We start from the raw sequence: 26,373 nt of genomic DNA, 5'->3' as shown, positions 1-26,373 counted from the left end.
GGAAATCCAGGGTCGATCCCGCGCCGCAGCACGGCGGCGGACGCCCCTCACGGATAGAGGCGCGCGCGCTCCCAGCCGTCGCCGGCGCGGGTGAAGCGCACCCGGTCGTGGAGGCGGAACGGGCCGTTCTCCCAGAACTCGATCGTCACCGGCGCGATGCGGAAACCCGTCCAGTTCGCCGGCCGGGGGATCGGTCCTTCGCCGAAGCGGGCGGACAGGGCCTCGACCTCGGCCTCCAGGGTGGCGCGGTCGGGCAGGGGCCGCGACTGCCGGCTGGCGTGGGCGCCGATGCGGCTGACCCGGGCGCGGCTGGCGAAATAGGCGTCGGCCTCCTCGGCCGAGACCGGGCCGACCGGGCCGCGGGCCCGGACCTGCCGGCGCAGGCTCTTCCAGTGCAGCACGATGGCGGCCTGCGGGTTCTCGCCCAGTTCGCCGCCCTTGGCGGACTCGACGTTCGTGTAGAACACGAAGCCGCGAGGATCGACGCCCTTCAGGAGCACCATGCGCACGTCGGGCAGGCCGTCCGTGCCGGCGGTGGCGAGCGCCATGGCGTTGGCATCCTCCGGCTCGGAGCGCTCGGCCTGGCTCATCCATTGCGAGAACAGCGCCCAGGGGTCGTCGCGGAGGGTGAAATCCTCCGCGTCCGACTCACCGAACGTTAACCCATCCGGGCTGTAGTCGTGGCTCATCGTGTTCATCTCGCAAGGGCAGGGCATCGACCGAGCGGGCGCGGGGCCCGGACGATCGATGCCACGACGACGAATGTGGGGACCAGGCTCGCGGCAGGCGCCGGCGTCCGGTGTCGTTGAGATCAGGTGTGATGCGTGTGCGTAACGATCGGTCCAAGTTCCATAGCCCGAACCCGTCCCCCGATCCACGCCGGAGGCCCTGGCGTCTCGTCGCGAGCGTGGGGATCGGCCTGTCGGTGCTGCCGCTGGTGGGCTGCGGCCTGCCGCTGATCACCTTCCAGACCGAGGAGCCGGCCACGGTCGCCGATCCGGTCAGCACGGGCAGCATCGACAAGCAGCCCAAGAGCTTCGGCGGCGATCTCGGCACCGAGGACTGGCGCCGGGCCCACGCGGCGCTCACCGTCGCCCTCGATCCCCAGGGCAACGGTCGCCCGGTGAAATGGGACAACCCGGAGACGCGGCTGCGCGGGGCGGTGAACCCGACCGGGCTTCCCTACGTCGCGGGCGACTTCGTCTGCCGCGACTTCCTCGCCTCGGTGATCGCGCCGCAGAAGAGCCGCTTCGTGCGCGGCACCGGGTGCAAGCTGTCGGGCGGCGAATGGGAGCTGCGGCGCCTGCGGGCCGCCAAGGCCGGCGCCTGAGGCGCAGGCCCCTCGATCCGGCACGGGCGGCGCCTGAGGCGCGGGGCCGGGTTTTACCGGCCCGGTTGACGCCCGCGCCGCGACGGGTGAATTCTGGCGCCGGGACCGTTGCATGGAAGCAACACGCTTCCCACTTCCCGGCTGAGGTCCGTTTTACGGACTTCCCCGGGAGTTGGACGGGCAGCCCCTCTCTCGACGCGGTCGGCCCGTCTTCCAACGGCACAGAGATTCAAGAAGCGACGATGCGCAATCCCTATGACGTGCTGGGTGTGCCCAAGGGCGCCAGCGAAGCCGACATCAAGAAGGCCTATCGCCGGCTCGCCAAGACCTATCACCCCGACCGCAACGCCGGCGACGCCAAGGCCAAGGACCGGTTCTCGGAGGCGAATTCCGCCTACGAGATCCTGGGCGACGCGGCCAAGCGCGCCCAGTTCGACCGCGGCGAGATCGACGCCGACGGCAAGCCCCGCGCCACCGGCTTCGAGGGGTTCGGCGGCTTCGGCGGTGGCCAGGGTGCGCGCGCCGGCGGGTTCGACTTCGAGAGCGCCGCCCGCTCGCGCGGCGGTGGCGGTGGCGGGATCGGCGAAGACATCTTCTCGCACCTCTTCGGCGAGGCGTTCCGCACCGGCGGCGGGGCAGGGCCCGGTGCGGCGCGCGGGGGCGCCCAGCGTGGCGAGGACGTGGCCGCCGAGCTCAGCGTCACCCTGGAGCAGGTCGCCAGCGAGGAGAAGCTGCGCCTGGGCCTGCCGGGTGGGCGCGAGGTCGACGTGATGGTGCCCAAGGGCGTCAGCGACGGCCAGGTGATCCGCCTGCGCGGGCTCGGCCAGCCCGGCGGCCCGCGCGCGGAGCCCGGGGACGCGCTCCTCACCATCCGCATCCTGCCGCACGCCGCCTTCCGGATGGAGGGAGCGGACCTGCGCACCACCGTCGAGGTGCCGCTCGAGGACGCGATCCTCGGCGGGGCGATCCGGGTGCCGACCCTGACCGGGGCGGTGGAGATGAAGATGCCCGCGATGACGAGTTCGGGCCGGACCTTCCGCCTCAAGGGCAAGGGTCTGCCCAGGAAGGACGGCAGCCGCGGCGACCTCCTGGCCACCACCGCCGTCGCCCTGCCCGCCGCCGAGGACGCGGCCCTGACCGACTACGCCCGCGCCCGTCGACAGGCCCGGGCCGACGCCGGACAGGCGTGAGCGCGCGGGGCGACCGGGTTCGCCCGATTGCCGGTTCACCGCGACGGGCGGACTTCCGTCGCCCGCGGGCGTCCGCTAAGGATGCCTCTCGCGCAAGGGCCGTCCGGTCCTCCGGGGGGCCCACCAGCGGGAGGTCCGCCCGGATGCGCCGCGGCCCCTCGATCAGGTGATTCATGGCGGATACGAACCCGGTTCACGATCACGTCGGCGGACTCCTGGCCGGCAAACGCGGCCTGGTGCTCGGTGTCGCCAACATCCGTTCGATCGCCTGGGGTATCGCCAAGAGCGCGCACGCGCACGGCGCCAAGCTCGCCTTCACCTACCAGGGCGACGCCCTCAAGAAGCGGGTCGAGCCCCTGGCGCGCGAGCTCGACGCCCATGTGGTCGGCCATTGCGACGTCACCGACCCGGCCTCCATCGACGCGGTGTTCGCCGCCGCCGCCGAGGTGTTCCCCGAGGGGATCGACTTCGTCGTCCACTGCATCGCCTTCTCCGACAAGGACGAGCTCACCGGGCGCTACGTCGAGACCTCGGAGGGCAACTTCACGAAGTCGCTCCTCATCTCCTGCTACTCGTTCACGGCCATCGCCCAGCGCGCCGAGAAGCTGATGCCCAACGGCGGCTCGCTGCTGACGCTGACCTACTACGGCGCCGAGAAATGGATGCCGCACTACAACGTGATGGGCGTGGCCAAGGCGGCGCTGGAGGCCTCGGTGCGCTACCTCGCCGCCGACCTCGGTCCCTCGAAGATCCGCGTCAACGCGATCTCGGCCGGGCCGATCAAGACGCTGGCCGCCTCGGGCATCGGCGACTTCCGCTACATCCTCAAGTGGAACGAGTACAACGCCCCCCTGCGCCGCACCGTGACCATCGACGAAGTCGGCGAGACCGCGAGCTACCTCATCTCCGACATGTCCCGCGGCATGACCGGCGAGATCCTGCACGTCGACGCCGGGTATCACGTGGTGGGGATGAAGAACCCGGACGCGCCGGACCTGTCGCTCGACAAGGATTGAGCGAGGACGGTCTTCGCCGATCGTTGGCGACGGAAGTGCGGTTTCGCTCGTTCGTCCGAGGGCCGGCGGCGTAAGCCGGAGGTCCGACGGCCGCGGAACTCCGACATGAGCGCCATCCCATCGCGTTTCGAGGCGGCGGCCGAGGCCGGGATCATCACCCCCGACCAGGCCGAGACGCTCGCGGCCTTCTATGCGTCGCAGGCCGTTCCGGCGTTCGCGCTTGCCGCTTCGGCCGGGGCTGCGCGGGCGGTCTTCGATCTCGCCCACGTGCTCTGGTATGCCGGGGCGCTGGTCGTCATGGCGGCGATGGGCTTGTTCTCGACCCTCGCCTTCGGCCTCATGGGCGGCCCGGCCCTGACCGCGACCGCACTCGTCTATGCCGCCGCCTTCGTGGCCGCCGGCCGCCATCTCTGGCATGTCCGCAAGCTGCCGATCCCCGGCGGCCTCCTGATCACCTGTGCCGTCGCGATGACGCCGCTCGCGGTCTACGGCATCCAGGAGAGCGGGGGATGGGGGACGGCCGACAGGCCGGGCAACTACCGGGATTTCTTCCTCTGGATCAAGGCGGGCTGGCTCCCGATGGAGATCGCGACCCTCGCCGCCACCGCCCTCGCCTTGCGCTTCCACCGCTTCGGCTTCCTCGCGATGGTCGCGGCGGTGACGCTCTGGTTCGTCTCGATGGACATCGCGGTCTGGATCGCGAACTCGCAAAGCGACTGGGAGACACGCCGCGCGATCTCCCTGTGGTTCGGCCTCGGCCTGATCGTCTTCGCCTGGGCGGTCGACCTGCGCCAGAGCCGCGCCGACTACGCGTTCTGGCTGCACCTCGCCGGAATCGCGACGTTCTGGGGAGCGCTCACGGCGCAGGATTCGTCGAGCGAGGTCGCAAGAGCGCTCTATGCTCTCCTCAACGCCGGCCTCGTCGCGGTCTCGATCTTTCTCTCGCGGCGGGTCTACGCCCTCTTCGGCGCGATCGGACTCGCCCTCTATCTCGGTCACCTCTCCCATCGGGTCTTCGCGGATTCGCTGTTGTTTCCCTTCGGCCTGTCCCTGATCGGGCTCGCGATGATCGGTGCCGGCCTCCTCTACCAGCGCCACAGCGCCCGGATCGGACATGCAATCGACCGGATGCTGCCGGCCCGCCTCGCGCGGCTGAAGCCGCGTCACGCGATCGGATAGCCGCACGTCCATCTGGGTGCGTCCTTCAATCCGGCACCGTCAGCCCCGCGATACCCTCCTGCGCGTCGGGATAATGCGGGTCCATCGCCTCGAGGGTGTCGGCGATGGTGCGGGCGATGACGAGGTTGCGGAACCACTTGCGGTTGGCCGGCACCACCCGCCACGGCGCGTAGGGCGTCGAGCACAGGCCGAGAGCGTCGCCGAAGGCGGTCTGGTAGGCGTCCCAGGAGCGGCGTTCCACGAGATCGGCGGCGTCGAACTTCCAGTGCTTCTCGGGGTCGGCGATACGGGCCTCCAGGCGCTCCTTCTGCTCGTCCTTGGAGATGTGCAGGAAGAACTTGAGCACCGTGGTGCCCGACAGGGTCAGCATCTGCTCGAAGGCGTTGATGAGCCCGTAGCGCGGGCGCCAGACCGCCTCCGGCTCGAGATCCTTCACCCGCACCACCAGCACGTCCTCGTAATGGCTGCGGTTGAACACGCCGATCATGCCGCGGCCGGGGGCCTTGTGGTGGTAGCGCCACAGGAAGTCGTGGTCGCGCTCCTCCGAGCTCGGCACCTTGAACGACCACACCCGGCACCCCTGCGGGTTCACGCCTTCGAACACCGAGCGGATCGTCCCGTCCTTGCCGCCGGTATCGATGGCCTGGAACACCACGAGCAGGCTCTGGCGGCGCTCGGCGTAGAGCCGCTCCTGCAGGGTGCGGATGCGCTCGCGCTCGGCGCCGAGCGCCGCCTTGGCCTCGGCCTTGTCGAGGCCGCCGTCGGCATCGGGGTCGACCGTGGCGAGGTCGAAACGCCGGCCGGGCCAGGCGAGGACGCTGCCGGGCACCGCGGGCACCACCGCCGGCGCCGGGATCGCGTCCGGCGCCAGGGCGGCCTCGCGCGCCATCGCCCGCGCCCATTCCGCGGAGGAGGGCGGCCTGCCGCCCGGCCTGCCGTGTTTGTGCGATGCATCACCCTGTCGCGGCATGGGGTCGGCTTTCACGTTGATGAGGCCGGTTTGGCGCTTGCCGCACCGGCCCGACATCATGAGACTCGCGCTCACCCCCATCACCGCGTCGGTGGCGAGAATCGAAGAGGGACGCGAGGGTGACAACGACCGACAGGCTTGGCCGTTCCGGAATCGCGCCCGGCCGTTCCAGCGTTCGGGACGGGCGACCGGCGCCGTGAGCGTGCGACCAACGATCTATTTCGTCCGCCACGGCCAGACCGACTGGAACGCGGAAGGGCGGCTACAGGGCCAGCGCGACATCGCCTTGAACGCGGAAGGGCTGCGCCAGGCCGCCGAGGCCGCCGCCAGCCTCCGCGGCGTCGCCGGCGACGCCCTCGACGGGGCGGACTACGTGGCGAGCCCGCTCGCGCGCACCCGCCGGACGATGGAGGCCCTGCGCGGCCACCTCGCCCTCGACCCCGCCGCCTACCGCACCGACGACCGCCTCAAGGAGATCAGCTTCGGCGCCTGGGAAGGCTCGACCTGGTCGGAGATCCGGCGCTGGGACCGCGCCAGGGCGCTGGCGCGCGACCGCGACCGCTGGGGCTACCGGCCGCCGGGGGAGGGGGCGGAGAGCTACGCCATGCTCGCCGAGCGTGTCGCCCCCGCCCTGGCGGCACTGGACCGCACCACGGTGATGGTGGCCCACGGCGGCATCGCGCGGGCCGTGCTGGTGAGCCTCGGCTATCTCGGCATCGGGCAGGCGCCGCGCATCGGTATCCGCCAGGGCGGCGTGCTGGTGCTCGATCGCACCGGCTGGCGCTGGGCCTGAATCCCGCCTCACCTTTGGTTCTGGAGCGACGTGCAAACGTGCTAGACGCGCGGCGCCGGGGGTCGTGGCGCCCTTGACGGGGCACGGCCCGGACGACCAGTGGACGCCGCCGGACATCCGGTGGTTGTCGAGCGGAGCAGCGGATGAGCGACCTCGCCGAGACGAGCCGGACGGTATCGGCGCCCATCACCGGCCGTGCCGTCCTGCACGGCGAGGCCCGCCCCGACCTGATCCGCGACGAGGTCCTGGCCGAGATCTTCCTCGCCAGCGCGCGGGCGCGGCCGGGCCATCCGGCCCTCGTCGACGGTGCGCGGCACGGGGCGGACGGCCGCCATCCGAACCTTTCCTATGCCGAGGTCGCCGCGCAGGCGGGCGCCATCGCCAGGGGGCTCTCCCATCGCGGCATCGGCCCCGGCGACGTGGTCGGCCTGTGGATGGCCCGCGGGCCGGAGCTGCTGGTGGCGCAGATCGGCATCACCCTGTCGGGTGCGGCCTGGCTGCCCTTCGACGCCGAAGCCCCCGCCGACCGCGTCGGGATCTGCCTGGCCGACGCCGCGGCCAAGGCCCTGCTGGTCTCGGACGCCCTCGCCGGACAGGCCCCGGACGCCGCCCCGGCCCTGACCGTGGCGGCGCTTCTGGCCGCCACCCCGGCGGACGCGCCCCCCGCCGATGCCAGGGCCGCCGGCCTGACCTCGGGACACCCGGCCTACCTCATCTACACCTCGGGCTCGACCGGCGTGCCCAAGGGCATCGTCATCAGCCACGCCAACATCTGCCACTTCCTGCGCTCGGGAAACGCGCTCTACGGCATCGGCCCGGACGACGTGGTGTTCCAGGGCGCCTCGGTGGCCTTCGACCTCTCGATGGAGGAGATCTGGGTCCCCTATCTCGTGGGCGCGACCCTGTTCGTGGCCTCGCCCGCGATGATGGGCGACGTCGAGGCGCTGCCGGGGCTGATCGCGCGCGGCGGCGTCACCGTCCTCGACACCGTGCCGACCCTGCTCGCGATGCTCTCGCACGATTTGCCCACGGTGCGCCTGATCCTGCTGGGCGGCGAGGCCCTGCCGGAACCCCTGATCGCGCGCTGGGCGACGGGGTCGCGAAAACTGTTCAACACCTACGGGCCGACCGAGGCGACGGTGGTGGCCACGGCCGCGGAGATGCGGCCGGGCGAGCCCGTCACCATCGGCGGCCCGATCCCGAACTATTCGGTCTACGTCGTGGGCGAGGCCCTGGACCTCCTGGGGCACGGCCAGCAGGGCGAACTGCTGATCGGCGGCCCCGGCGTCGCGGAGGGCTACCTCCAGCGGCCCGAGCTGACGGCGGAGAAGTTCGTCGCCAATCCGTTTTCCGAGGGCGGCATCGATCCGGTCCTCTACCGCTCGGGGGACGCCGTCTCCCTCGACGGCGCCGGCCGCATCGTCTTCCACGGCCGCATCGACGACCAGGTCAAGATCCGCGGCTTCCGGGTGGAGCTCGGCGAGATCGAATCGCGCATCCAGGCGCAGGCCGGCATCAACCAGGCGGCGGTGGTGCTGCGCGCCGACGACGGCATCGACCGGCTGGTGGCCTTCCTGGTGCCCGAGCGCAGCGGCGTCATCGATACCGGGCAGCTGCGCCGGACGCTCTTAGAGCAGATGCCGCCCTACATGGTGCCCGGGCACGTGGAGGTGGTGGAGGTGCTGCCGCGCCTGACCTCCGGCAAGGTCGACCGCAAGGCCCTGCGGGCAGCGACCCTGACCGTCGCCGACGTCTCGGGCGAGCAGGAGCCGCCCGCCAACGAGACCGAGGCCGCCCTGCTGGCGGCCGCGACCCAGGTCTTCGGCAACCAGGCGATCCCGTTCGAGGCGGATTTCTTCACGAACCTCGGCGGCCATTCGCTGCTGGCCGCCCGCTTCGTGGGCGCCGTGCGCGAGGCGCCGGCTCTGGCCGCGATCACCCTGCAGGACGTCTATGCCCGGCGTACCCTGCGGGCGATCGCCGACGCGCTGATCGTCCGCACCGGCGGGGCCGGCACGCAGATGGCGGCGCGCGACCTGTCCTTCGCGCCGCCGCCCCTCCTGCGGCGCGCCCTGTGCGGGCTGGCCCAGGCCGCGGCGCTGCCCTTCGTCATCGCGCTCGCCACCGCGCAATGGCTCGGCATCTTCGTCACCTACCTGCTGCTCACCGGCGGCGGCATGGGCTTCTTCGGCGAACTCGCCGTGATGCTGCTGGTGTACGTCGGCATCAACGCGGTCACCGCCTGCATCGCCGTGGCGGCCAAATGGCTGATCCTCGGGCGCACAAAGCCGGGGCGCTATCCGCTCTGGGGCGTCTACTACTACCGCTGGTGGCTGACGCAGCGCCTGGTGCCGCTGGTCCACATCAAGTGGCTGCAGGGCTCGCCGGCCATCGTCCTGTTCCTGCGCCTGCTCGGCGCCAGGATCGGCCGGGACGCGCTGATCTCCGACATCGAGGTCGGTGCGCCCGATCTCCTCAGCATCGGCGCCGGGGCGTCGCTCGGCGGGCGCCTCGTCGTCGCCAACGCCGAGGTGGTGGGCGACGAACTCGTCATCGGCACCGTCAGCATCGGCCGCGACGTCGCCATCGGCACCTCCTGCGTCATCGGCCCCGGCACGGTGATCGGCGACCACGCCGAGATCGCCGACCTCACCACGGTCCCCACCGGCACGGTGGTCGGGCCGGCCGAGATCTGGGATGGATCGCCCGGCGCCAAGGTCGGCATGGCCGACCCTTCCGCCCTGCCCGAGGCGGCGCCGGCCTCGGCCCGGCGCCGGGCCGGCTTCGCGCTGGTCTACGCCTTCCTCCTCGCGGCGATCCCGGCCGTGGGCCTGCTGCCGATCTTCCCGGCCTTCTACATCTTCGACCAGATGAGCGATTCCCTCGGCACGCTCACCGACATCGACTACCACTGGTACCTGCCCCTGCTGACCTGGCCCACCGCCATGCTGATGACGGCGGGCACGGTGCTCCTGATCGCGGGCATCCGCTGGGTGGTGCTGCCGCGGGTCTCGTCGGGCACCCACTCGATCCACAGCGGCTTCTACCTGCGCAAGTGGCTGGTGGCGCTGGCCGCCGAGGTGACGCTGGAGACCCTCTCCTCGCTCTTCGCCACCGTCTACATGCGGACCTGGTACCGGCTGATGGGCGCCCGGATGGGGCAGGGGGCGGAGATCTCCACCAATCTGGCCGGCCGCTACGACCTCGCCGACATCGGCGCGCGCAACTTCATCGCCGACGAGGTGGTGTTCGGCGAGGAGGAGATCCGCCGCGGCTGGATGCACCTGCACGAGGTCAGCACCGGGGCGCGCGTCTTCGTGGGCAACGACGCGGTGGTGCCGCCGGGGGCGATCATCCCCGACGACGTGCTGATCGGCATCAAGTCCAAGCCTCCGGCCAACGCCATGATGGCGCCGGGCGACACCTGGTTCGGCTCGCCACCGATCAAGCTGCCCTCGCGCCAGCGGGTCGACCTCGGCTCGCTCGCCCAAACCTACGAGCCGGGGTGGGGGCCCAAGCTGCGCCGCGGCGCCTTCGAGGCGCTCTCGACCTCGTTCTCGCCGATGCTGTTCATCACCCTGGCGATCTCGGCGATCGACTTCTACTTCTACCCGGCGATCCTGGCGCAGGACTGGACCGGGCTCGCCGTCAGCTTCGTGGCCGTCAGCGTCGCCATCGCCTTCATCCAGTCCTTCACCGTCATCGCGGTGAAATGGCTGCTCATGGGCGTCTACAAGCCCGGCATGCAGCCGATGTGGTCGTGGTGGGCGATGCGCACCGAGGCCGTGGCGGTGCTCTACTGGGGGCTGGCCGGCAAGGTGCTGCTCGAACACCTCCAGGGCACCCCGTTCCTGCCGTGGATGCTGCGGCTGCTCGGCGTGAAGGTGGGCAAGGGCGTGTGCATGCTCACCACCGACATCACCGAGTTCGACTGCGTCACCATCGGCGACTACTGCACGATCAACCGTACCTCGGCGCTCCAGACCCACCTCTACGAGGACCGGATCATGAAGGTCGGCCGGGTGGTGGTCGGCACGGGCGTCTCGGTCGGCGCCTTCTCGACGGTCCTCTACGACACCAAGGTCGGCGACTACGCACGCCTGCGCCCGCTCACCATCGTCATGAAGGGCGAGTCGATCCCCGCGCATTCGGAATGGGAGGGCGCGCCGGCGGTGCCGGTGGTGCACGGGGCGGCATGAGAGACGGACCAGCCGCGGACGGGTGGCCTCACCATCGGCGGAACCAGATCCGTGCCGTCACATGATGACGGTCGATACAGGCACAGGGGCGAAAGACGGTTTTGGAGCGACTGGCAAGCGGGTACAGCGCGCAGTCCTGCGACGGGGAGAGAGGTGATCGGACCCCAGGGCGTCGTGTTGGCCGATCATCCGGGCCGTGATAATCTGGTCGTTATGACCAGATCGCTCGGCTCCTTCGATTCAGTACGCCAGTCCGGGCGCTGGCCGCTACAGGATGCCAAGGCCCGGTTCAGCGAACTCGTGCGCCGCGTTCGCAGTGAAGGTCCACAACACGTCACGGTGCATGGACGTGACGAGGTCGTGGTCATCTCCGTCGAAGAGTTTCACAGCTTGAAGGGGGATCGCACCGGCGAGGCGCTCGTCGCCGCGATGCAGGCCTCACCACACTGCGAGGTCGATATCGAGCCGGACCGGACCGTCATGCCCGTACGCGACGTGGTCCTGTGACAGGCTGGTTGCTCGATACGAACGTCCTATCGGAGTTGAGACGCCCGAGGCCCGAAGCGAAGGTGATCGCCTTCGTCGCCGGAGAACCCCTCCACCGGCTCTACGTCAGCACGGCAACGCTCGCCGAGATCCGCTTCGGCATCGAGCGCGTCGCCGACATCGGGCGCCGGACCGAGCTGAACGACTGGCTCGCGTTGAAGGTCCGGCCCCTTTTCGAGGGACGGGTTCTCGGGATCACCGAGGACGTGATGTTCCGGTGGCGGCTTCTGGTCGAGGAAGGCCGGAAGACCGGCCATACCTTCTCTCAGCCCGACCTGATCATTGCGGCGACGGCCATCCATCACGGGCTCACGCTCGTCACCCGCGACACGGGTGACTACGCGCGGACGGGCGTCGTCCTGCTCAACCCCTGGCGCGACACACCGGCCTGACCGCCGTCGTTCACCCCACCTGATCCTTCGGACCCAGCCGCTTGTCGAGGTAGGTGTCCACCGTCTGGGTCAACTCGTCGACCTTGCCATCGAAGAAATGGTTGGCGCCCTCCACCATCTGGTGCTCGATGATGACGCCCTTCTGGGTCTTCACCTTCTCGATCACCGGCATCACCTCGCGGGCCGGGGCGACCCGGTCCTCGGAGCCGTGGACGAACAGGCCCGAGGAGGGGCAAGGCGCCAGGAAGGTGAAGTCGTAGCGGTTGGCCATGGCCGCGATCGAGATGAAGCCCTCGATCTCGGGCCGGCGCATCAGGAGTTGCATCCCGATCCACGAGCCGAAGGAGACGCCGGCGATCCAGCAGGCCCGTGCCTCGGGATTGACCGCCTGCACCCAGTCGAGGGCGGAGGCCGCATCCGACAACTCGCCGGTGCCGTGGTCGAAATTGCCCTGGCTGCGGCCGACACCGCGGAAATTGAAGCGCAGGGCCGCGAAGCCCCGGTTCGCGAACGTGTAGAACAGGTTGTACACGATCTGGTTGTTCATCGTGCCGCCGAACTGCGGGTGCGGATGCAGCACGATGGCGATGGGGGCGCCCTTCCTCTTGGGGGCCTGGTAGCGTCCTTCGAGACGTCCGGCCGGGCCGGTGAAGATGACTTCGGGCATGGCTCTTCTCACAACTCCTGTCGCCGCCGCCGGGGAACGACGCCGTAGCCCGGACGCGAGGCGCGGCGGCGCCCCGCCTTGACTCGCGGGGCGACGTTCCTAAAAGCACGCTTAGAATAATTCCAGACGATTGGAATCGTTCTAGACTGGACAGGCCCCGTCCGTGGGGCCGTTCGGTCGCCGATGTCCGCAGAAACGGACCGTCGGTGGTGTCCCGCGGGCCTTAGCATGGTCGCGGGGGTCGAAAGCAAGGATTTGTCGGTTCGGACCGCGATGCAGGCTTCCCGTCTTCCCCGGGCCTATCTCGACCACAACGCGACCTCGCCGGTTCACCCGGAGGTCGCGGCAGCGGTGGCGCGCGCCCTGGCAATGCCCGGGAACCCGTCCTCGATCCATGCGGAGGGCCGCGCCGCCCGCGCCGCCCTGGAGGAGGCCCGCGCCGCGGTGGCGGCCCTGGTCGGGGCGGCCGCCAAGCGGGTGGTGTTCACGAGCGGCGGGACCGAGGCGGCCAACGCGGTCCTGTCCGGCGCCCTCGTGCGCCGGGACGGGATCGCCCCGACCCGGCTCCTAATCGGCGCCACCGAGCACCCCTGCGTCCTGCACGGCCACCGCTTCGCGCCCGCCCGGGTCGGGGTGATTCCCGTGGACGCCGCCGGTCTCATCCGCCTCGACGCGCTGGAAGCGGCGCTCGCGGAGTGGTGCGGCGAGGACGTGCTCGTCTCCGTCCAGGCCGCCAACAACGAGACCGGGGTGATCCAGCCCCTCGACGCGGTGATTGCGCTCGCCCGCGCCCACGGGCGCGCCCTCGTCCACAGCGACGCGGTCCAGGCGGTGGGCAAGATCCCGGTCGATACGGCGGGTCTCGATGCGCTGACGCTGTCGGGCCACAAGTTCGCGGCCCCCAAGGGGGTCGGGGCGATCGTGCTCGGGGACGGCGTCGGCCTCGACGGCCCGTTCCTGCGCGGCGGCGGTCAGGAAGGGCGCCTGCGCGCGGGCACCGAGAACCTGCCGGGGATCGTCGGCCTCGGCGTGGCGGCCCGGCTCGCGGGCGAACGGCTGGCGGCGAACGCGGACGTCGTGCCGGCTTGGCGCGACCGGATCGAGGCGGGCCTGTACGCCCTGGCGCCGGACCTCGTGGTGTTCGGCCAGGGCGCGCCACGCCTGCCCAACACGCTTCAGTTCGCCGTGCCGGGTCTCACGGCGGAGTCCGCGATCATCGCCCTCGATCTCGCCGGGCTCGCGGTCTCGTCGGGCTCGGCCTGCGCATCGGGCAAGGTCGCACGCTCCCACGTGCTCGCGGCGATGGGCGTCGGCCCTGCGCTGGCCGCGGGGGCGCTGCGCGTCAGTCTCGGGTGGAACAGCGTGGAAAGCGACGTCACGCGCGCCCTTGTCACCTTAGAACGGCTCATCGCCGCCCTATATCACCGGCAGGGTCGCGCGGCATGATCGCCGCCGTCCACGCCATCCGTTTGCAAACCCCCGGCCCTTGAAGCCGGGGCGGTCAGGAGACGTCCCATGCCTGCAGTGCAGGAAACCATCGACCGGGTCCGCTCGATCGACCTCGACCAGTACAAGTACGGGTTCGAGACCACCATCGAGATGGAGAAGTCCGAGAAGGGCATCTCCGAGGACGTGATCCGTTTCATCTCGGCCAAGAAGGAAGAGCCCGAGTGGATGCTGGCCTGGCGCCTCGACGCCTACAAGCGCTGGCAGACCATGCAGGAGCCCGACTGGGCCCGCGTCTCCTACGACAAGGTCGACTACAAGGATATTTATTACTATGCGGCCCCGAAGCGGCCTGCCGCCATGTCCTTGGATGAAATCGATCCAGAAATTCTGAAAACGTACGAAAAACTCGGCATTCCGCTGCGCGAGGTCGAGGTGCTGGAGGGCATCGCCCCCGAGCGCCGGGTCGCCGTCGACGCGGTGTTCGACTCGGTCTCGGTGGCCACCACCTTCAAGGCCGAGCTGTCGAAGGCCGGCGTGATCTTCATGCCGATCTCGGAAGCCATTCGCGAGTACCCGGACCTCATCAAGAAGTATCTCGGCTCGGTCGTGCCGGTGACGGACAACTTCTTCGCGACGCTCAACTCGGCGGTCTTCTCCGACGGGTCGTTCGTGTACATTCCGCCGGGCGTGCGCTGCCCGATGGAGCTGTCGACCTATTTCCGCATCAACGAGCGCGACACCGGCCAGTTCGAGCGCACGCTGATCATCGCCGACAAGGGCTCCTACGTCTCGTACCTCGAGGGCTGCACCGCCCCGAAGCGCGACGACAACCAGCTCCACGCCGCCGTGGTCGAGCTCGTGGCGCTCGATGACGCCGAGATCAAGTACTCGACGGTGCAGAACTGGTACCCCGGCGACAACGAAGGCAAGGGCGGCATCTACAACTTCGTGACCAAGCGCGGCGATTGCCGCGGCGCCAACTCGAAGATCTCGTGGACGCAGGTCGAGACCGGCTCGGCGATCACCTGGAAGTACCCGTCCTGCATCCTGCGCGGCGACAATTCGCGGGGCGAGTTCTACTCGATCGCGGTGTCGAACGGCATGCAGCAGGTCGATTCCGGCACCAAGATGATCCATCTGGGCAAGAACACCACCAGCCGGATCATCTCGAAGGGGATTTCCGCGGGCCGTTCGCAGAATACCTATCGCGGGCTGGTGTCCGCGCACCGCAAGGCCACGGGCGCGCGCAACTTCACGAACTGCGATTCGCTGCTGATCGGCGACCAGTGCGGCGCGCACACCGTGCCGTACATCGAGTCGAAGAACTCCTCCGCGCAGTTCGAGCACGAGGCCACCACCTCGAAGATCTCGGAAGACCAGATGTTCTACTGCCAGCAGCGCGGCCTCTCCAACGAGGAGGCGACCGCGCTCATCGTCAACGGCTTCGTCCGCGACGTGCTGCAGCAGCTGCCGATGGAGTTCGCCGTCGAGGCCCAGAAGCTGATCTCGATCAGCCTCGAAGGCTCGGTGGGCTGACGAGGACGCCATGGCCTTCGCGTTCGACACCCTCAAGTTCACCCAGCGCCTCGAACAGGTGGGTGTCGGGCGCGAGCAGGCCATTGCTCATGCCGAGTTGGCGCGGGACATGATCCTTGCTGACTCCGCCACCAAGGCGGATTTGAACGAACTGAAGAAAGAGATCGACGCATCGTTGCGTGAACTCGAACTCCGAATGACCGTGAAGCTTGGTGCGATTATTGGCGCTGCTGTCGCCGTGATCGCGGCTCTTCAAAAATTCTTCTGACGCTTCGACCCCATTCGCGCGTCGGCGTCATGCATCGAAATCGGGACTAAACTTCAATGATCGAAATCAAGAACCTCACCGTCGCCATCGAGGACAAGCAGATCCTCAACGGGCTCAATCTGACCGTGAACGACGGCGAGGTCGCTGCCATCATGGGGCCGAACGGCTCGGGCAAGTCGACCCTGTCCTACGTCATCGCCGGCAAGGAGGATTACGAGGTCACCAGCGGCGAGATCCTGCTCGACGGCGTCAACATCCTCGAGATGAGCCCCGACGAGCGCGCGGCCTCGGGCGTGTTCCTCGCCTTCCAGTACCCGCTGGAAATTCCCGGCGTCGGCACCATGACCTTCCTCAAGGCGACCCTCAACGCCCAGCGCCGGGCGCGCGGCGAGGGCGAGCTCTCGACCCCCGACTTCATCCGCAAGGTGAACGCGGCTGCCGAGAAGCTGGAGATCAACAAGGAGATGCTCAAGCGCGCCCTCAACGTCGGGTTCTCCGGCGGCGAGAAGAAGCGCATGGAGATCCTGCAGATGGCGCTCCTCGAGCCGAAGTTCTGCGTGCTCGACGAGACCGATTCCGGCCTCGACATCGATGCCCTGCGCATCGTCTCGGAAGGCGTGAACGCGCTGCGCGCGCAGGGCCGCTCTTTCCTCGTCATCACCCACTACCAGCGCCTGCTCGACTACATCGTGCCGGACGTGGTCCACGTCATGTCGCAGGGGCGCATCGTGAAGTCCGGCGACAAGGACTTGGCCAAGGCCCTCGAAGCCTCCGGCTACGCCGAGTACCGCACGGGCGAGGCCGCCTGAGATGGCCGACATCACTCCGCTCCGCACCGCGGCCGAGACCGGCCTGTCGAAGCTCTTCGAAGCCACGAAGATGAAGTACCCCACGGGCGTGTCGATCGCCCGCGAGGAGGCGTTCCGCTACTTCGAGGCGGTGGGCCTGCCGACCCGGCGGGTCGAAGCCTTCAAGTATACGGACCTGCGCTCCGCGTTCCGCGATGCCGCCCATCCGGCGGAAATGCCATCGGCCGAGGTCGCCAAGGCGGCGTCCGCCGAGGCCAAGGGCTTTGCGGGGATCGAGGCGGTCCGGCTCACGTTCGTCAACGGACACCTGATCGAGGCGGAATCCGACCTCGGACGCATCCCGGCCGGCATCACCGTGACGCCGCTGACGCGGGCCCTCACGGAGGGGCATGCCCTCCTCGACCAGCTGACGCCCGTGCGCCAGGCCTCGGAGAACGCGATCTATCAGCTCAACACCGCCTTCCTGGCGGACGGCGCGCTGATCGCGGTGGAGGCCGGAGCCAAGGTCGAGGCGCCGCTGCACCTGCGCTTCGTCGGCACCGGGCCTGACGCCTATTCCACCGCCACCCGGGTATTGGTGACGTTGGGGGAGGGTGCCGAGGCGCTGATCCTGGAGAGCCACGAGGGACCGGACGGTGTCGCCTACCAGCCTAACGACGCCGTCGACGTGATGGTGGCCGATGGGGCGACTTTCCGGCACGCCCGCCTCAACGCGGAAGGGCGCGAGGCGGTGGCGCTGTCGACGCTGTCGGTCAAGCTCGGGGCCGCTTCGGCGGTTGAGACCGTCAACGTGGTGGTGGGAGCCGTGCTCTCGCGCCATCAGGTCTACCTGAACTTCGCGGGAGCCGATGGCCGCGCGGTGGTCAATGGTGCTGCCATGCTCAACGGCAAGCAGCTCGCCGACACCACGTTCCTCGCCGACCACGCCGCCACCGGAGGAATCAGCCGCGAGCTGTTCAAGACCGTGGTGGACGGGGCCGCCACCGGCGTGTTCCAGGGCAAGATCATCGTCCAGCAGGCGGCCCAGCAGACCGACGGCAAGATGATGTCGGCCTGTCTCATCCTGTCCGACGAGGGCCAGATGATGAACAAGCCCGAGCTCGAGATCTTCGCCGACGACGTCGCCTGCGGCCACGGCGCCACTTGCGGCGCCCTGGACGACGACCTCCTGTTCTACCTCATGCAGCGCGGGCTGCCGAAGGCGGAAGCCGAGAGCCTGCTCGTGCAGGCGTTTCTGGGCGCCGCCATCGAGTCGGTGAGCCACGAGGGCGCGCGCGATGCGCTGATCGGCACCGTCGAGGCGTGGCTGAAAGCGCGGGGCTAGAGAAAATCGCAGACCGACCTCGAAAGCGAGGCCGATCTGCGGATGCCCGACCCACCCCGCGACCTCATCCCGAGGTGCCGGAGCGCAGCGGAGGCTTCGAAAGAGGCCGCCCGTTCGCACAGGGGTTCTGAAGCCCTCGGTCGAGGCTGCTTTGCAGCACCTCAGGATGAGGGACAGGGTGGGTTCGTCACCCGACTCCTGTTTTGGAAAGTCGAGACATGAACGCACCCGTTCCATCCGCCCCCTACGACGTCCAGGCGATCCGGGCCGAGTTCCCGATCCTCGCCCAGAAGGTCTACGGCAAGCCCCTGGTCTATCTCGACAACGCGGCCTCGTCGCAAAAACCGCGCGCGGTGATCGACGCGATGGTGGCCTGCATGGAGACGGGCTACGCCAACGTCCATCGCGGGCTGCACTTCATGGCGAACGCCGCCACCGAGGGGTTCGAGGGCGCGCGCGAGACCACGCGCCAGTTCCTCAACGCCGGGTCCACCGACGAGATCGTCTTCACCCGCAACGCCACGGAGGCCTACAACCTCGTGGCCTCGTCCATGGGCCTGATGGGCCAGATCGGGGAGGGGGACGAGATCATCCTCTCGATCATGGAGCACCATTCCAACATCGTGCCCTGGCACTTCTTGCGCGAGCGGCGCGGCGCGGTGATCAAGTGGGCGCCCGTGGACGACGAGGGCAACTTCCTGATTGAGGAGTACGAGAAGCTGTTCTCGCCCCGCACCAGGATGGTGGCGATCACCCACATGTCGAACGTGCTCGGCACGGTGACGCCCGCGGCCGAGATCGTGCGCATCGCCCATGCCCACGGCGTGCCGGTGCTCCTCGACGGTGCCCAGAGTGCGGTCCACGGGCGCATCGACGTGAAGGCCCTCGATTGCGACTTCTTCGTCTTCACCGGCCACAAGGTCTACGGACCGACGGGTATCGGTGTGCTCTACGGCAAGAAGGAATGGCTGGAGCGGCTACCGCCCTACCAGGGCGGCGGCGAGATGATCCGCACGGTCGGGGAGGATTTCGTCACCTACAACGACCCGCCCCACCGGTTCGAGGCGGGCACGCCGGCGATCGTCGAGGCGGTGGGCCTCGGCGCTGCGCTGGAGTTCATGATGACCCTGGGCCGCGAAAAGATCGCGGCGCACGAAGCTTCGTTGCTCGCCTACGCGCAGGAGCGCCTCGGGGCGATGAACTCCGTACGGATGATCGGCACCGCCAAGGGCAAGGGCGGCGTCATCGCCTTCGAGATGAAGGGCGCGCATGCCCACGACATCGCCACCGTGATCGACCGCTACGGCGTGGCGATCCGGGCCGGCACCCATTGCGCCATGCCTTTGCTCACCCGGTTCGGCGCGACCTCCACCTGTCGCGCCTCGTTCGGGCTGTATAATACCCGTGACGAGGTGGACGTCCTCGCCGAGGCCCTGGCCAAGGCCGAGATGATGTTCGCCTGACGTTCGACATCCCGGCGGCAGGCCCGCCATACGCGCGACAGCGCGCCGCCGCGCATGCGGCGGACGGCGCGGATCGACAAACGATCCGCGACCTCACGAGGACAGGACCATGAGCGACGCCGCCATCACCGGCGGGGCCAACACCCCCGCCATCGCCACCGCCTCGGCGATCCCGCCCGAGGAGCTCGACCGCCTGACCGACGACATCGTCGCGGCCTTGAAGAGCGTCTACGATCCCGAGATCCCGGCCGACATCTACGAGCTCGGCCTGATCTACAAGGTCGACATCGCCGACGACCGCAAGGTCGCCATCGACATGACGCTGACCGCCCCGGGCTGCCCGGTGGCCGGCGAGATGCCGGGCTGGGTCGAGACGGCGGTGGCCGCCGTGCCGGGCGTCCAATCCTGTGCCGTCACCATGGTCTTCGATCCCCCGTGGGACCAGAGCCGCATGTCCGATGAGGCCAGGATCGCGCTGGACATGTGGTGACCGCTGCGAGGGTCGGCCTCAGGCGCCCGTCGCCACGTTGCGCCGCGGCGCGAAGGTCAGACCCTCATAAACCTCGGCGAGCGCGAGCCGCGCGCCGATGGCGGGAAGGTCGATGATCGCGTCGACGCCTTCGAAGGTTGCAATCGCCCAGACATCCCCCTGGCGGGCATAGAGCAGGGCCTGGGGCTTCAGCGTCTCGACGAGCAGAATGTAGGCAAGCGTCGGATGGCGCTTGTACTCTTCGAGCTTGCGCGCCCGGTCGACGGCCGTCGTCGACGGCGAGGCCACTTCGACGACGAGTTTCGGTTCCCGGGCCTCGTAGGTGTCGGGGACCAGAGCCGCGCATTCCACCATCACGTCGGGCCGTCGAAGGTCCGTGATGCTGGTGCGGATCGCGACATCGGCTGTCGTCGGCCGGCAGGGTGTGCCCTTCAGTTGCGTTCCCAGACTGATGATGATGTTCACCGTCGCCTGGTCGTGCTGCAGGCTCGCCCCCGTCATCATGCGGTGCCGGGGTACGGGGTGGCCGTCGATGAGTTCGTAGAGTTCGTCCTGGTCGCGCTGCCAGGCGAAGAATTCCTCTGGCGTCATGATTCGGCGCGCGGCGTCTGCCATAAGGTCCTCCCACCACGGGTGGACGATACCACAAGGCGGCGACGTCTGCCGCATCACGGCAGTGGACCGCGCCATCCGCGATCCTTATCTTGCGGGATGGACGATCACCCTCAACCGCCCGGACCTTGAACCCGGCTGCCGGAGAGACACCATGGCTTCCAAGTTCCAGGTCCTGTCGCTGACCGACGCGGCCGCCGACCGCATCAAGGCGATCATCGCCGATGCCGACCGGCCCATCGCCGGCCTGCGCGTCGGCGTGAAGAACGGCGGCTGCGCCGGCATGTCCTACACGATGGAATACGCCGACGGCCCCAACCCCGGCGAGGACAAGGTCGAGGATCGCGGCGTCACCGTGTTCGTCGACCCCAAGGCGCTGCTGTTCCTGCTCGGGACGCAGATGGACTTCCAGACCTCGAAGCTGTCGTCCCAGTTCGTGTTCAACAACCCGAACCAGACCTCGGCCTGCGGCTGCGGCGAGTCCGTGGCGATCACGCCGGTCAATCCGGAGATGATGCGCGCCTTCGCCTGACCGGCGTCAGGCCACGTCGGGCAAGTCGAGGGATTCGGGCGCGGCGGTGTCGTCCACCGTGCGGTTGCGGCCGTCGCGCTTGGCCAGGAACATGCAGATGTCGGCCCGCTCCAGGAGCGAGGCCGGCGTCTCTCCCCTGCGGGCGGTCGCCACCCCGAGCGAGATCGTGATCTTGCCCAGCGACTCGCCGGTGGACCGCTTGACGAGTTCGCGGCCCATCACGCTGGTGCGGACCTTTTCCGCGATCTCCACCGCCGCGGCGCGATCGGTCTCGGGCAGCAGGATGCCGAACTCCTCTCCGCCGAAGCGCGCCAGGGTCGCCCGGCCCTTGACGTGCTCGCGCATCACGATCGCCACCAGCCGCAGCACCTGATCGCCGGTGAGGTGACCGTAGAGATCGTTGAACCGCTTGAAGAAGTCGACGTCGATCACGACGAGGCTGGCCGGCGCGCCCTGGCGGGCGGCACCTTCCACGAGCTTGCCCAGCGAATCCTCGAAGTGCTTGCGGTTGGCCAGCCCGGTGAGCGAGTCGGTGAGGCTCTCGATCCGGGTCGCCTCCAGCGCCTCGCGCAGGGTCTCGATCTCGCCGCGGCTGTCGCGCATGCGCGCCTCGAGGGTGCGGTTGTTGGCCGACACCTCGCGGGTGGTTGTCACCAGGGCGGCCACGATCTCGCGCACGCGGGTGCGGTTGAGGCCGGAGCCGTCGAGGTCGATCGACAGGGCCTTGAGCGATTCCCCGTACTGCGCGGTCGAGCCGAGGGAGAGGTCGAGCACCTCCATGATGCCCTCGATCTCGGCGAGCACGTTGGTGCTCGTCCGCTCGGCTTCGGTGGAGAGGCGGCGGCCGTCGAGATAGGTCTCGTAGAGGGAGTCGATGTCGGTGTCGGTGAGGTTGCCCTGCTGCGCGGTGAGACGCTTGATGGCATCGTTCATGAGGGGCTGCGCCCCCGCGACGTAGGTGTACCAGACCGTGTAGGCGCGTGGCGTGGCGGAGGAACCGTAATCGCGCATCAGTTCGTTCGCCCGCTCGGCCAGGGCGAAGGTTCGTTCCCGGTCTCCATGGGGGGCGCTGCTCATCCGCTAGACCATCCGCTGACGACGATCCGGCGCGTTGGTGAGCCGTGTCTCGAGTCGACCGCAGGATGTGGGACGATGGTGGAGATCGCGTTAAGGCGACCGGCCAAGCTTCTCCCCGCCGCATCGGGCGGGGAGCGATATGGGTCGCGCTCAGTCCTTGCGCGGCTTGACCGGCGCGGGCCTCAGCAGGAAGGCCGGCACGTGCGCGCCGAGACCCACCGGCGAATCGCCGTCCTCATCCTCGTTGCGGCGGCGGGCGGCGGCAGGGGGGCGGCGCTCGTCGCGAACACGCTCCTGGCGGGGAGCGGCGGCCGCGGGCCGTGGCTCGCGGGGTTGCTGGGCTTCGCGGGGCTGGGCCTCGCGACGGCGGGGCTGGGCCTCGCGGGGCTTGCGGTCGCGCTCGACCTCCGCGACGGCTTGCACGTCGGCGGCCGGCGCCTCGACGACCTCGATGCTGGGCTTCGATGCGCGGCGACCGCGGGACGAGCGGGGCATGTCGGCATCGGAGGACTCGGACCGCGAAGGCTCGGACCGCGAAGGTTCGGAGCGCGAAGGTTCGGAGCGCTTGGCCGCGCCGCCTCGTCCGCGCCGGGGGGCATCGGCGGCCTTGCCGCGATGGCGGCTGCGGGGCTCCGCCTCCTCGCCGGTGGCTTCCGGCAGGGTGGCGAGATCGCCCTCGGCCCAGGGGATCGGCTGGCCGATCAGCGCCTCGATGGCGTGGAGCGAGCGTTCGTCGGCCCGGCTCGCCAGGGTGAAGGCGTGACCGGCGCGGCCGGCGCGACCGGTGCGGCCGATCCGATGGACGTAGTCCTCCGGGTGGTGCGGAACGTCGAAGTTGAAGACGTGGCTCACGGCCGGGATGTCGAGGCCGCGCGCCGCCACGTCGGAGGCCACCAGCAGCGGCACCTCGCCGGAGCGGAAGCCGTCGAGCGCGATGGTGCGGGCGCGCTGGTCCATGTCGCCGTGGAGGGCGGCCACGTTGAAGCCGTGGCTGGCCAGCGACTTCTGCAGCAGCGCCACGTCGCGCTTGCGGTTGCAGAAGATGATGCCGTTGTTGAGCTCGGCCTCGCCGCGGATGAGCTTGCGCAGGACCTCGCGCTTCTCGTGACCTTCCGCGCCCACCGCCACGAGCTTCTGGACGATGGTGGCGGCGGTGGAGGCCGGCCGGGCCACCTCGATCCGCTGCGGGTTGTGCAGGAAGACGTCGGCCAGCCGCTCGATTTCCGGCGGCATCGTCGCGGAGAAGAACAGGGTCTGGCGCGTGAACGGCACCATCTTCACGATGCGCTCGATGTCGGGGATGAAGCCCATGTCGAGCATGCGGTCGGCCTCGTCGATGACGAGGAGCTCGACGCCGGTGAGGAGGAGCTTGCCGCGCTCGAAATGGTCGAGCAGGCGGCCGGGCGTGGCGATCAGCACGTCGGTGCCGCGCATCAGCTTGGCGTCCTGGTCGCCGAACGACACGCCGCCGATGATGAGCGCCACGTTGAGCTTGTGGTTGGTGCCGTAGCGCTCGAAGTTCTCCACCACCTGGGCGGCGAGTTCGCGGGTCGGCTCCAGGATCAACGTGCGCGGCATGCGGGCGCGGGCGCGTCCGTTCTCGAGCATGGTCAGCATCGGCAGGGTGAAGGCGGCGGTCTTGCCGGTTCCGGTCTGGGCGATGCCGAGCACGTCGCGCCGGGCGAGCACGTGCGGAATGGCCTGGGCCTGGATCGGCGTCGGCTCTGTGTAGCCGGCGGCGGTGACGGCCTGGAGGACCTTGTCGCTCAGTCCGAGGTCGGCAAAGGACATATCGTTCTAAAAAACCGTTGCGCGCGGGAAGTGGATCGAGGGACCGGCGCGGAGGGTAGCGTCACAGATGGCGACGATGAGCCCCGGCCCGGTCGTCGGCCTCGCCCAACGCCGCACGGGCGCATCGCGTGGACATCTAGAGCCTTGGGACAGCGTGTCAATCGGCGCTGCCCGCCGGGACGGGGTTATCCGCAACCTCCCCATGCCGATTTCTCCCACAGCGGGATCTGCGGCAGGGCCTTGCGCCAAGCCCTTCGGTGACCGCGACCGGCACGTCCGGCCGGTCTTCCGGTCATGCGGACCCGCACGGCCGACACGCCGACCTCGGACGGGAAATGTCACGCCCCCCAGGGGAAACGTGCCCTGACCGGCACGATCCTGCCAATTCGTTAACTTAAGCAAGCATTCAGGCGGTGTGACAGGCTGTAGCACGCCGGCGATCGTGAAGATCGGCGTGATGTGCGCGAACGCACGGACGGTCAGGCCCATCGCCCAACTGGGGCTAACCTTTACCGTTCATTGACGGGTGAGGCCGTATCAGAGGCCTTGTTGCAGGAAAGCGACAGACCTCGCGGCTGCCAGGACCTACAAGCGCGGCGGCTTTCGCCAATCCCAGGACCAGTGGACACCATGAAAAGACTGCTTCTCGCCTCGACCGTTCTGGCCGGCCTCACCGCCGTCGCTTCGGCCGCCGACCTTCCGCGCCGCGCCGCGCCGCCGGTCTTCGTTCCGGTCCCGGTCTTCACCTGGACGGGCTTCTACTTCGGTATCAACGCCGGCTACGGCTTCGANCGCCTTCACCGCGCTGACCACCGTCGCTCGGCCGCCGACCTTCCGCGCCGCGCCGCGCCGCCGGTCTTCGTTCCGGTCCCGGTCTTCACCTGGACGGGCTTCTACTTCGGTATCAACGCCGGCTACGGCTTCGACACCGGCAAGCAGGACCGTAACGTCTACGACAACGTCTTCCCGAACCTCGTCACCGGTGGTGTGGGCCCGTCGCAGGTCGCCTATTCCAACAGCTCCAACGAGGGCTTCACCGGCGGCGGCCAGGTCGGCTACAACTACCAGTTCACCCCGGGCTCGGGCCTGGTGGTCGGCGTCGAGGCCGACGCCCAGTACGTCGANCTCCAACGAGGGCTTCACCGGCGGCGGCCAGGTCGGCTACAACTACCAGTTCACCCCGGGCTCGGGCCTGGTGGTCGGCGTCGAGGCCGACGCCCAGTACGTCGACTTCGGTCGTAACCGCACCAACTCCATCCTGACCCCCGGCTTCACCGCCACCCCCGGCGTCACCTTCGTCGATCCCCGCGGCACCGCCAGCCTCGACTACTTCGGCACCGTGCGCGGCCGCATCGGTTACGCCTTCGACAAGGTCCTGTTCTACGGCCCGCGGCAACGACGACTTCCGCACCGGCTACGCCGCCGGCGGYGGTRTCGAGTACGCCCTCCCCACCGACTCCTTCCTGAACTTCTTCAAGTCCTCGGCCGTCACGCTCAAGGTCGAAGGCCTGTACGTGAACCTCGAGAACAACAACCGCAACGCCGGCATCTACGCCTTCGACACCAACGGCGTCGTCTACCGCCAGCCCGGCTTCACGAACCGCAGCAACGGCACCGAGTTCGCCGTCATCCGCGCCGGCCTGAACTACAAGTTCGGCTCCTACTAGGATCGTCCTCCGCCACGGCGGATGATGCCGGACACCGGGCCCCGACTTCGGAACCCGGGTTCGGCATCGGTCGGACCCGACACATGAAAGAGGCCGCCCTGGCGACAGGGCGGCCTCTTTCATGTCGTCTCATGACCCGATCGGCAACCGATGCGGGCTCAGCCGGTCACCGGTTCGGCGTCCTCGACCCGGTAGCGAAGCCAGACGGTGCCTCCCTCCAGGGTCTCGGTGTGGAAATGGCGCAGAGCCTTGCCCGCCGCGGGCCGTTCGTTCGGCTCTCCGTGGTACTCGAAGATGGTCGGCACCCCAGCGAGGCCGTCCACGGCCGGCGAAACGAGCAGGCTGACCTCGTCGATCAACCCCGCCTTGAGGAAGGCGCCGTTGATGATGCCGCCGCCCTCGAGCAGGAGGGTCTCCACGCCGAAGGTCGCGCCCAGGGTCGCCATCGCGCCGGCGAGGTCGCGTCCGTCGCGCCCCGCGAAGAGATAGGAGACGCCGTCCTCGCGAAGCTCGGCGAGGTAGGCGTCCGGCACATCCTCGCCCAGGACCGCCACGACATGGTCTCCGCCCACGTCGTCCCGGCCGTAATGGACCTTGCCGTGCGGATCGATGGCGACGGCCAGATCCCGCCCCTTCCGCGCGCCGACATGCGTTCCCCGCAGGTCCCCGGGAACGCAGGCCGGCGTTTGCGGCACGCCCTTGGCGATCTCCGCCATGGTCGTGCGTCCGACGATCCAGCCCTGCGCATCGAGGCGGACGGCAGTCTCCTCATAGTGACGGTGGACCAGCCCGCCCTGGATTCCCGCCGCCGCTGGGGTCCAGCGGCTGGGGTGGAGCCGGCCGTCGATGGAGCTGCCCATGTGGCAGACGATCCTGGGACGCATGACGACGCCTTCCGGTGGTTCGCCTCAAGCCACGTCGGGCATGCGGTGGATGAGCTTGTCGAGGGTGATGGGGTATTCGCGGACCCGGACGCCGGTGGCGTTGTGGACGGCGTTGGCGACCGCCGCGGCGACGCCGCAGATGCCGAGTTCGCCCACCCCCTTGGCCTTCATCGGCGAGGACATCGGGTC

At 69.2% G+C, this 26,373-nt stretch carries 23 protein-coding genes and 2 pseudogenes; 18 read left to right on the top strand and 7 right to left on the bottom strand.

Annotation, left to right across the window (positions count from 1 at the left end; all coding sequences use genetic code 11):
• Positions 1–47: 47 nt before the first annotated feature.
• Entirely contained in the window at positions 48–689 is a 642-nt protein-coding gene (gene pdxH / locus ASG59_RS08540; RefSeq protein ID WP_082523973.1) for a pyridoxamine 5'-phosphate oxidase, read from the bottom strand.
• Between the two features lie 131 nt (positions 690–820).
• Between pdxH and ASG59_RS08535 the strand changes: the two genes are divergently transcribed.
• From ASG59_RS08535 to ASG59_RS08520, 4 genes are all read left to right on the top strand, one after another.
• Entirely contained in the window at positions 821–1,330 is a 510-nt protein-coding gene (locus ASG59_RS08535; protein WP_082523970.1) for an RT0821/Lpp0805 family surface protein, read from the top strand.
• 242 nt (positions 1,331–1,572) lie between these two features.
• Positions 1,573–2,520, top strand: coding sequence for a DnaJ C-terminal domain-containing protein (locus ASG59_RS08530; RefSeq protein WP_055883397.1), 948 nt, complete (start codon positions 1,573–1,575; stop codon positions 2,518–2,520).
• 173 nt (positions 2,521–2,693) lie between these two features.
• Positions 2,694–3,536, top strand: coding sequence for an enoyl-ACP reductase FabI (gene fabI, locus ASG59_RS08525; protein WP_055883400.1), 843 nt, complete (start codon positions 2,694–2,696; stop codon positions 3,534–3,536).
• 105 nt (positions 3,537–3,641) lie between these two features.
• Positions 3,642–4,715, top strand: a complete 1,074-nt coding sequence (locus ASG59_RS08520; RefSeq protein WP_056408236.1) for a hypothetical protein — start codon at positions 3,642–3,644, stop codon at positions 4,713–4,715.
• A 25-nt stretch (positions 4,716–4,740) separates the two neighbouring features.
• Here the strand turns inward: ASG59_RS08520 and ASG59_RS08515 are convergent, their stop codons facing one another.
• A complete protein-coding gene (locus tag ASG59_RS08515; RefSeq protein WP_055883467.1) occupies positions 4,741–5,685 on the bottom strand; it encodes a polyphosphate kinase 2 family protein in 945 nt (314 codons plus the stop codon).
• Positions 5,686–5,881: 196 nt separating this feature from the next.
• Between ASG59_RS08515 and ASG59_RS08510 the strand changes: the two genes are divergently transcribed.
• The 4 genes from ASG59_RS08510 to ASG59_RS08495 all read left to right on the top strand — a co-directional run bounded on the left by ASG59_RS08510 (position 5,882) and on the right by ASG59_RS08495 (position 11,615).
• A complete protein-coding gene (locus tag ASG59_RS08510; protein ID WP_055883469.1) occupies positions 5,882–6,478 on the top strand; it encodes a histidine phosphatase family protein in 597 nt (198 codons plus the stop codon).
• Positions 6,479–6,621: 143 nt separating this feature from the next.
• Positions 6,622–10,677, top strand: coding sequence for a Pls/PosA family non-ribosomal peptide synthetase (locus ASG59_RS08505; protein ID WP_056408231.1), 4,056 nt, complete (start codon positions 6,622–6,624; stop codon positions 10,675–10,677).
• A 213-nt stretch (positions 10,678–10,890) separates the two neighbouring features.
• Complete coding sequence (locus ASG59_RS08500) at positions 10,891–11,184, top strand: type II toxin-antitoxin system Phd/YefM family antitoxin (protein WP_055883408.1); 294 nt, start codon at positions 10,891–10,893, stop codon at positions 11,182–11,184.
• The gene (locus tag ASG59_RS08495) at positions 11,181–11,615 is read left to right on the top strand and encodes a type II toxin-antitoxin system VapC family toxin (RefSeq protein ID WP_056408229.1); all 435 of its coding nucleotides are present in this window, start codon (positions 11,181–11,183) and stop codon (positions 11,613–11,615) included. The genes ASG59_RS08500 and ASG59_RS08495 overlap by 4 nt, the downstream gene beginning before the upstream one ends.
• Positions 11,616–11,625: 10 nt before the next feature.
• Here ASG59_RS08495 and ASG59_RS08490 read toward each other — a convergent pair whose 3' ends face one another.
• Positions 11,626–12,282: an alpha/beta hydrolase gene (locus ASG59_RS08490; protein WP_055883415.1), complete on the bottom strand. Its 657-nt coding sequence runs from the start codon at positions 12,280–12,282 to the stop codon at positions 11,626–11,628.
• Between the two features lie 273 nt (positions 12,283–12,555).
• Here ASG59_RS08490 and ASG59_RS08485 point away from each other — a divergent pair, with 273 nt between their 5' ends.
• The 7 genes from ASG59_RS08485 (at position 12,556) to ASG59_RS08455 (ending at position 19,621) form a co-directional block, all read left to right on the top strand.
• Entirely contained in the window at positions 12,556–13,728 is a 1,173-nt protein-coding gene (locus ASG59_RS08485; RefSeq protein WP_056286826.1) for a cysteine desulfurase family protein, read from the top strand.
• 69 nt (positions 13,729–13,797) lie between these two features.
• Positions 13,798–15,267 (top strand): Fe-S cluster assembly protein SufB, encoded by a 1,470-nt coding sequence (sufB, locus tag ASG59_RS08480; protein ID WP_055883419.1) that lies wholly within the window; start codon positions 13,798–13,800, stop codon positions 15,265–15,267.
• A 10-nt stretch (positions 15,268–15,277) separates the two neighbouring features.
• On the top strand, positions 15,278–15,535 hold the full coding sequence (locus tag ASG59_RS08475) for a hypothetical protein (RefSeq protein ID WP_055883421.1): 258 nt from the start codon (positions 15,278–15,280) through the stop codon (positions 15,533–15,535).
• 56 nt (positions 15,536–15,591) lie between these two features.
• Positions 15,592–16,344, top strand: a complete 753-nt coding sequence (gene sufC, locus ASG59_RS08470; protein ID WP_055883424.1) for a Fe-S cluster assembly ATPase SufC — start codon at positions 15,592–15,594, stop codon at positions 16,342–16,344.
• A gap of 1 nt (position 16,345) precedes the next feature.
• Positions 16,346–17,668 carry a Fe-S cluster assembly protein SufD gene (sufD, locus tag ASG59_RS08465; RefSeq protein WP_056408226.1) on the top strand — a complete coding sequence of 441 codons (1,323 nt, stop codon included), beginning with the start codon at positions 16,346–16,348 and terminating at the stop codon, positions 17,666–17,668.
• A gap of 218 nt (positions 17,669–17,886) precedes the next feature.
• On the top strand, positions 17,887–19,131 hold the full coding sequence (locus ASG59_RS08460; protein ID WP_055883432.1) for a cysteine desulfurase: 1,245 nt from the start codon (positions 17,887–17,889) through the stop codon (positions 19,129–19,131).
• Between the two features lie 109 nt (positions 19,132–19,240).
• Entirely contained in the window at positions 19,241–19,621 is a 381-nt protein-coding gene (locus ASG59_RS08455; RefSeq protein WP_055883435.1) for an SUF system Fe-S cluster assembly protein, read from the top strand.
• A gap of 18 nt (positions 19,622–19,639) precedes the next feature.
• Here ASG59_RS08455 and ASG59_RS08450 read toward each other — a convergent pair whose 3' ends face one another.
• Positions 19,640–20,236 carry a Uma2 family endonuclease gene (locus ASG59_RS08450; RefSeq protein WP_056408223.1) on the bottom strand — a complete coding sequence of 199 codons (597 nt, stop codon included), beginning with the start codon at positions 20,234–20,236 and terminating at the stop codon, positions 19,640–19,642.
• Positions 20,237–20,387: 151 nt separating this feature from the next.
• On the opposite strand from ASG59_RS08450, the gene ASG59_RS08445 reads away from it, so the two are divergent.
• Entirely contained in the window at positions 20,388–20,765 is a 378-nt protein-coding gene (locus ASG59_RS08445; protein WP_056287186.1) for an iron-sulfur cluster assembly accessory protein, read from the top strand.
• Between the two features lie 6 nt (positions 20,766–20,771).
• Here ASG59_RS08445 and ASG59_RS08440 read toward each other — a convergent pair whose 3' ends face one another.
• Both ASG59_RS08440 and ASG59_RS08435 read right to left on the bottom strand, forming a co-directional pair.
• Positions 20,772–21,842, bottom strand: a complete 1,071-nt coding sequence (locus tag ASG59_RS08440; protein ID WP_055883441.1) for a GGDEF domain-containing protein — start codon at positions 21,840–21,842, stop codon at positions 20,772–20,774.
• 150 nt (positions 21,843–21,992) lie between these two features.
• Positions 21,993–23,633, bottom strand: coding sequence for a DEAD/DEAH box helicase (locus ASG59_RS08435; RefSeq protein ID WP_056286842.1), 1,641 nt, complete (start codon positions 23,631–23,633; stop codon positions 21,993–21,995).
• 805 nt (positions 23,634–24,438) lie between these two features.
• Here ASG59_RS08435 and ASG59_RS21250 point away from each other — a divergent pair.
• Positions 24,439–24,757, top strand: a pseudogene (locus tag ASG59_RS21250) (porin family protein); the annotation flags it as partial.
• Between the two features lies 1 nt (position 24,758).
• A pseudogene (locus tag ASG59_RS21245) lies at positions 24,759–25,300 on the top strand (porin family protein); the annotation flags it as partial.
• Between the two features lie 158 nt (positions 25,301–25,458).
• Here ASG59_RS21245 and ASG59_RS08425 read toward each other — a convergent pair.
• Positions 25,459–26,160 (bottom strand): dihydrofolate reductase family protein, encoded by a 702-nt coding sequence (locus tag ASG59_RS08425; RefSeq protein WP_056408220.1) that lies wholly within the window; start codon positions 26,158–26,160, stop codon positions 25,459–25,461.
• Positions 26,161–26,373 lie beyond the last annotated feature (213 nt).

This window comes from Methylobacterium sp. Leaf466, assembly GCF_001425565.1.
Classification (GTDB): Bacteria; Pseudomonadota; Alphaproteobacteria; order Rhizobiales; family Beijerinckiaceae; genus Methylobacterium.
This window is presented reverse-complemented; position numbering and strand designations above follow the sequence as displayed.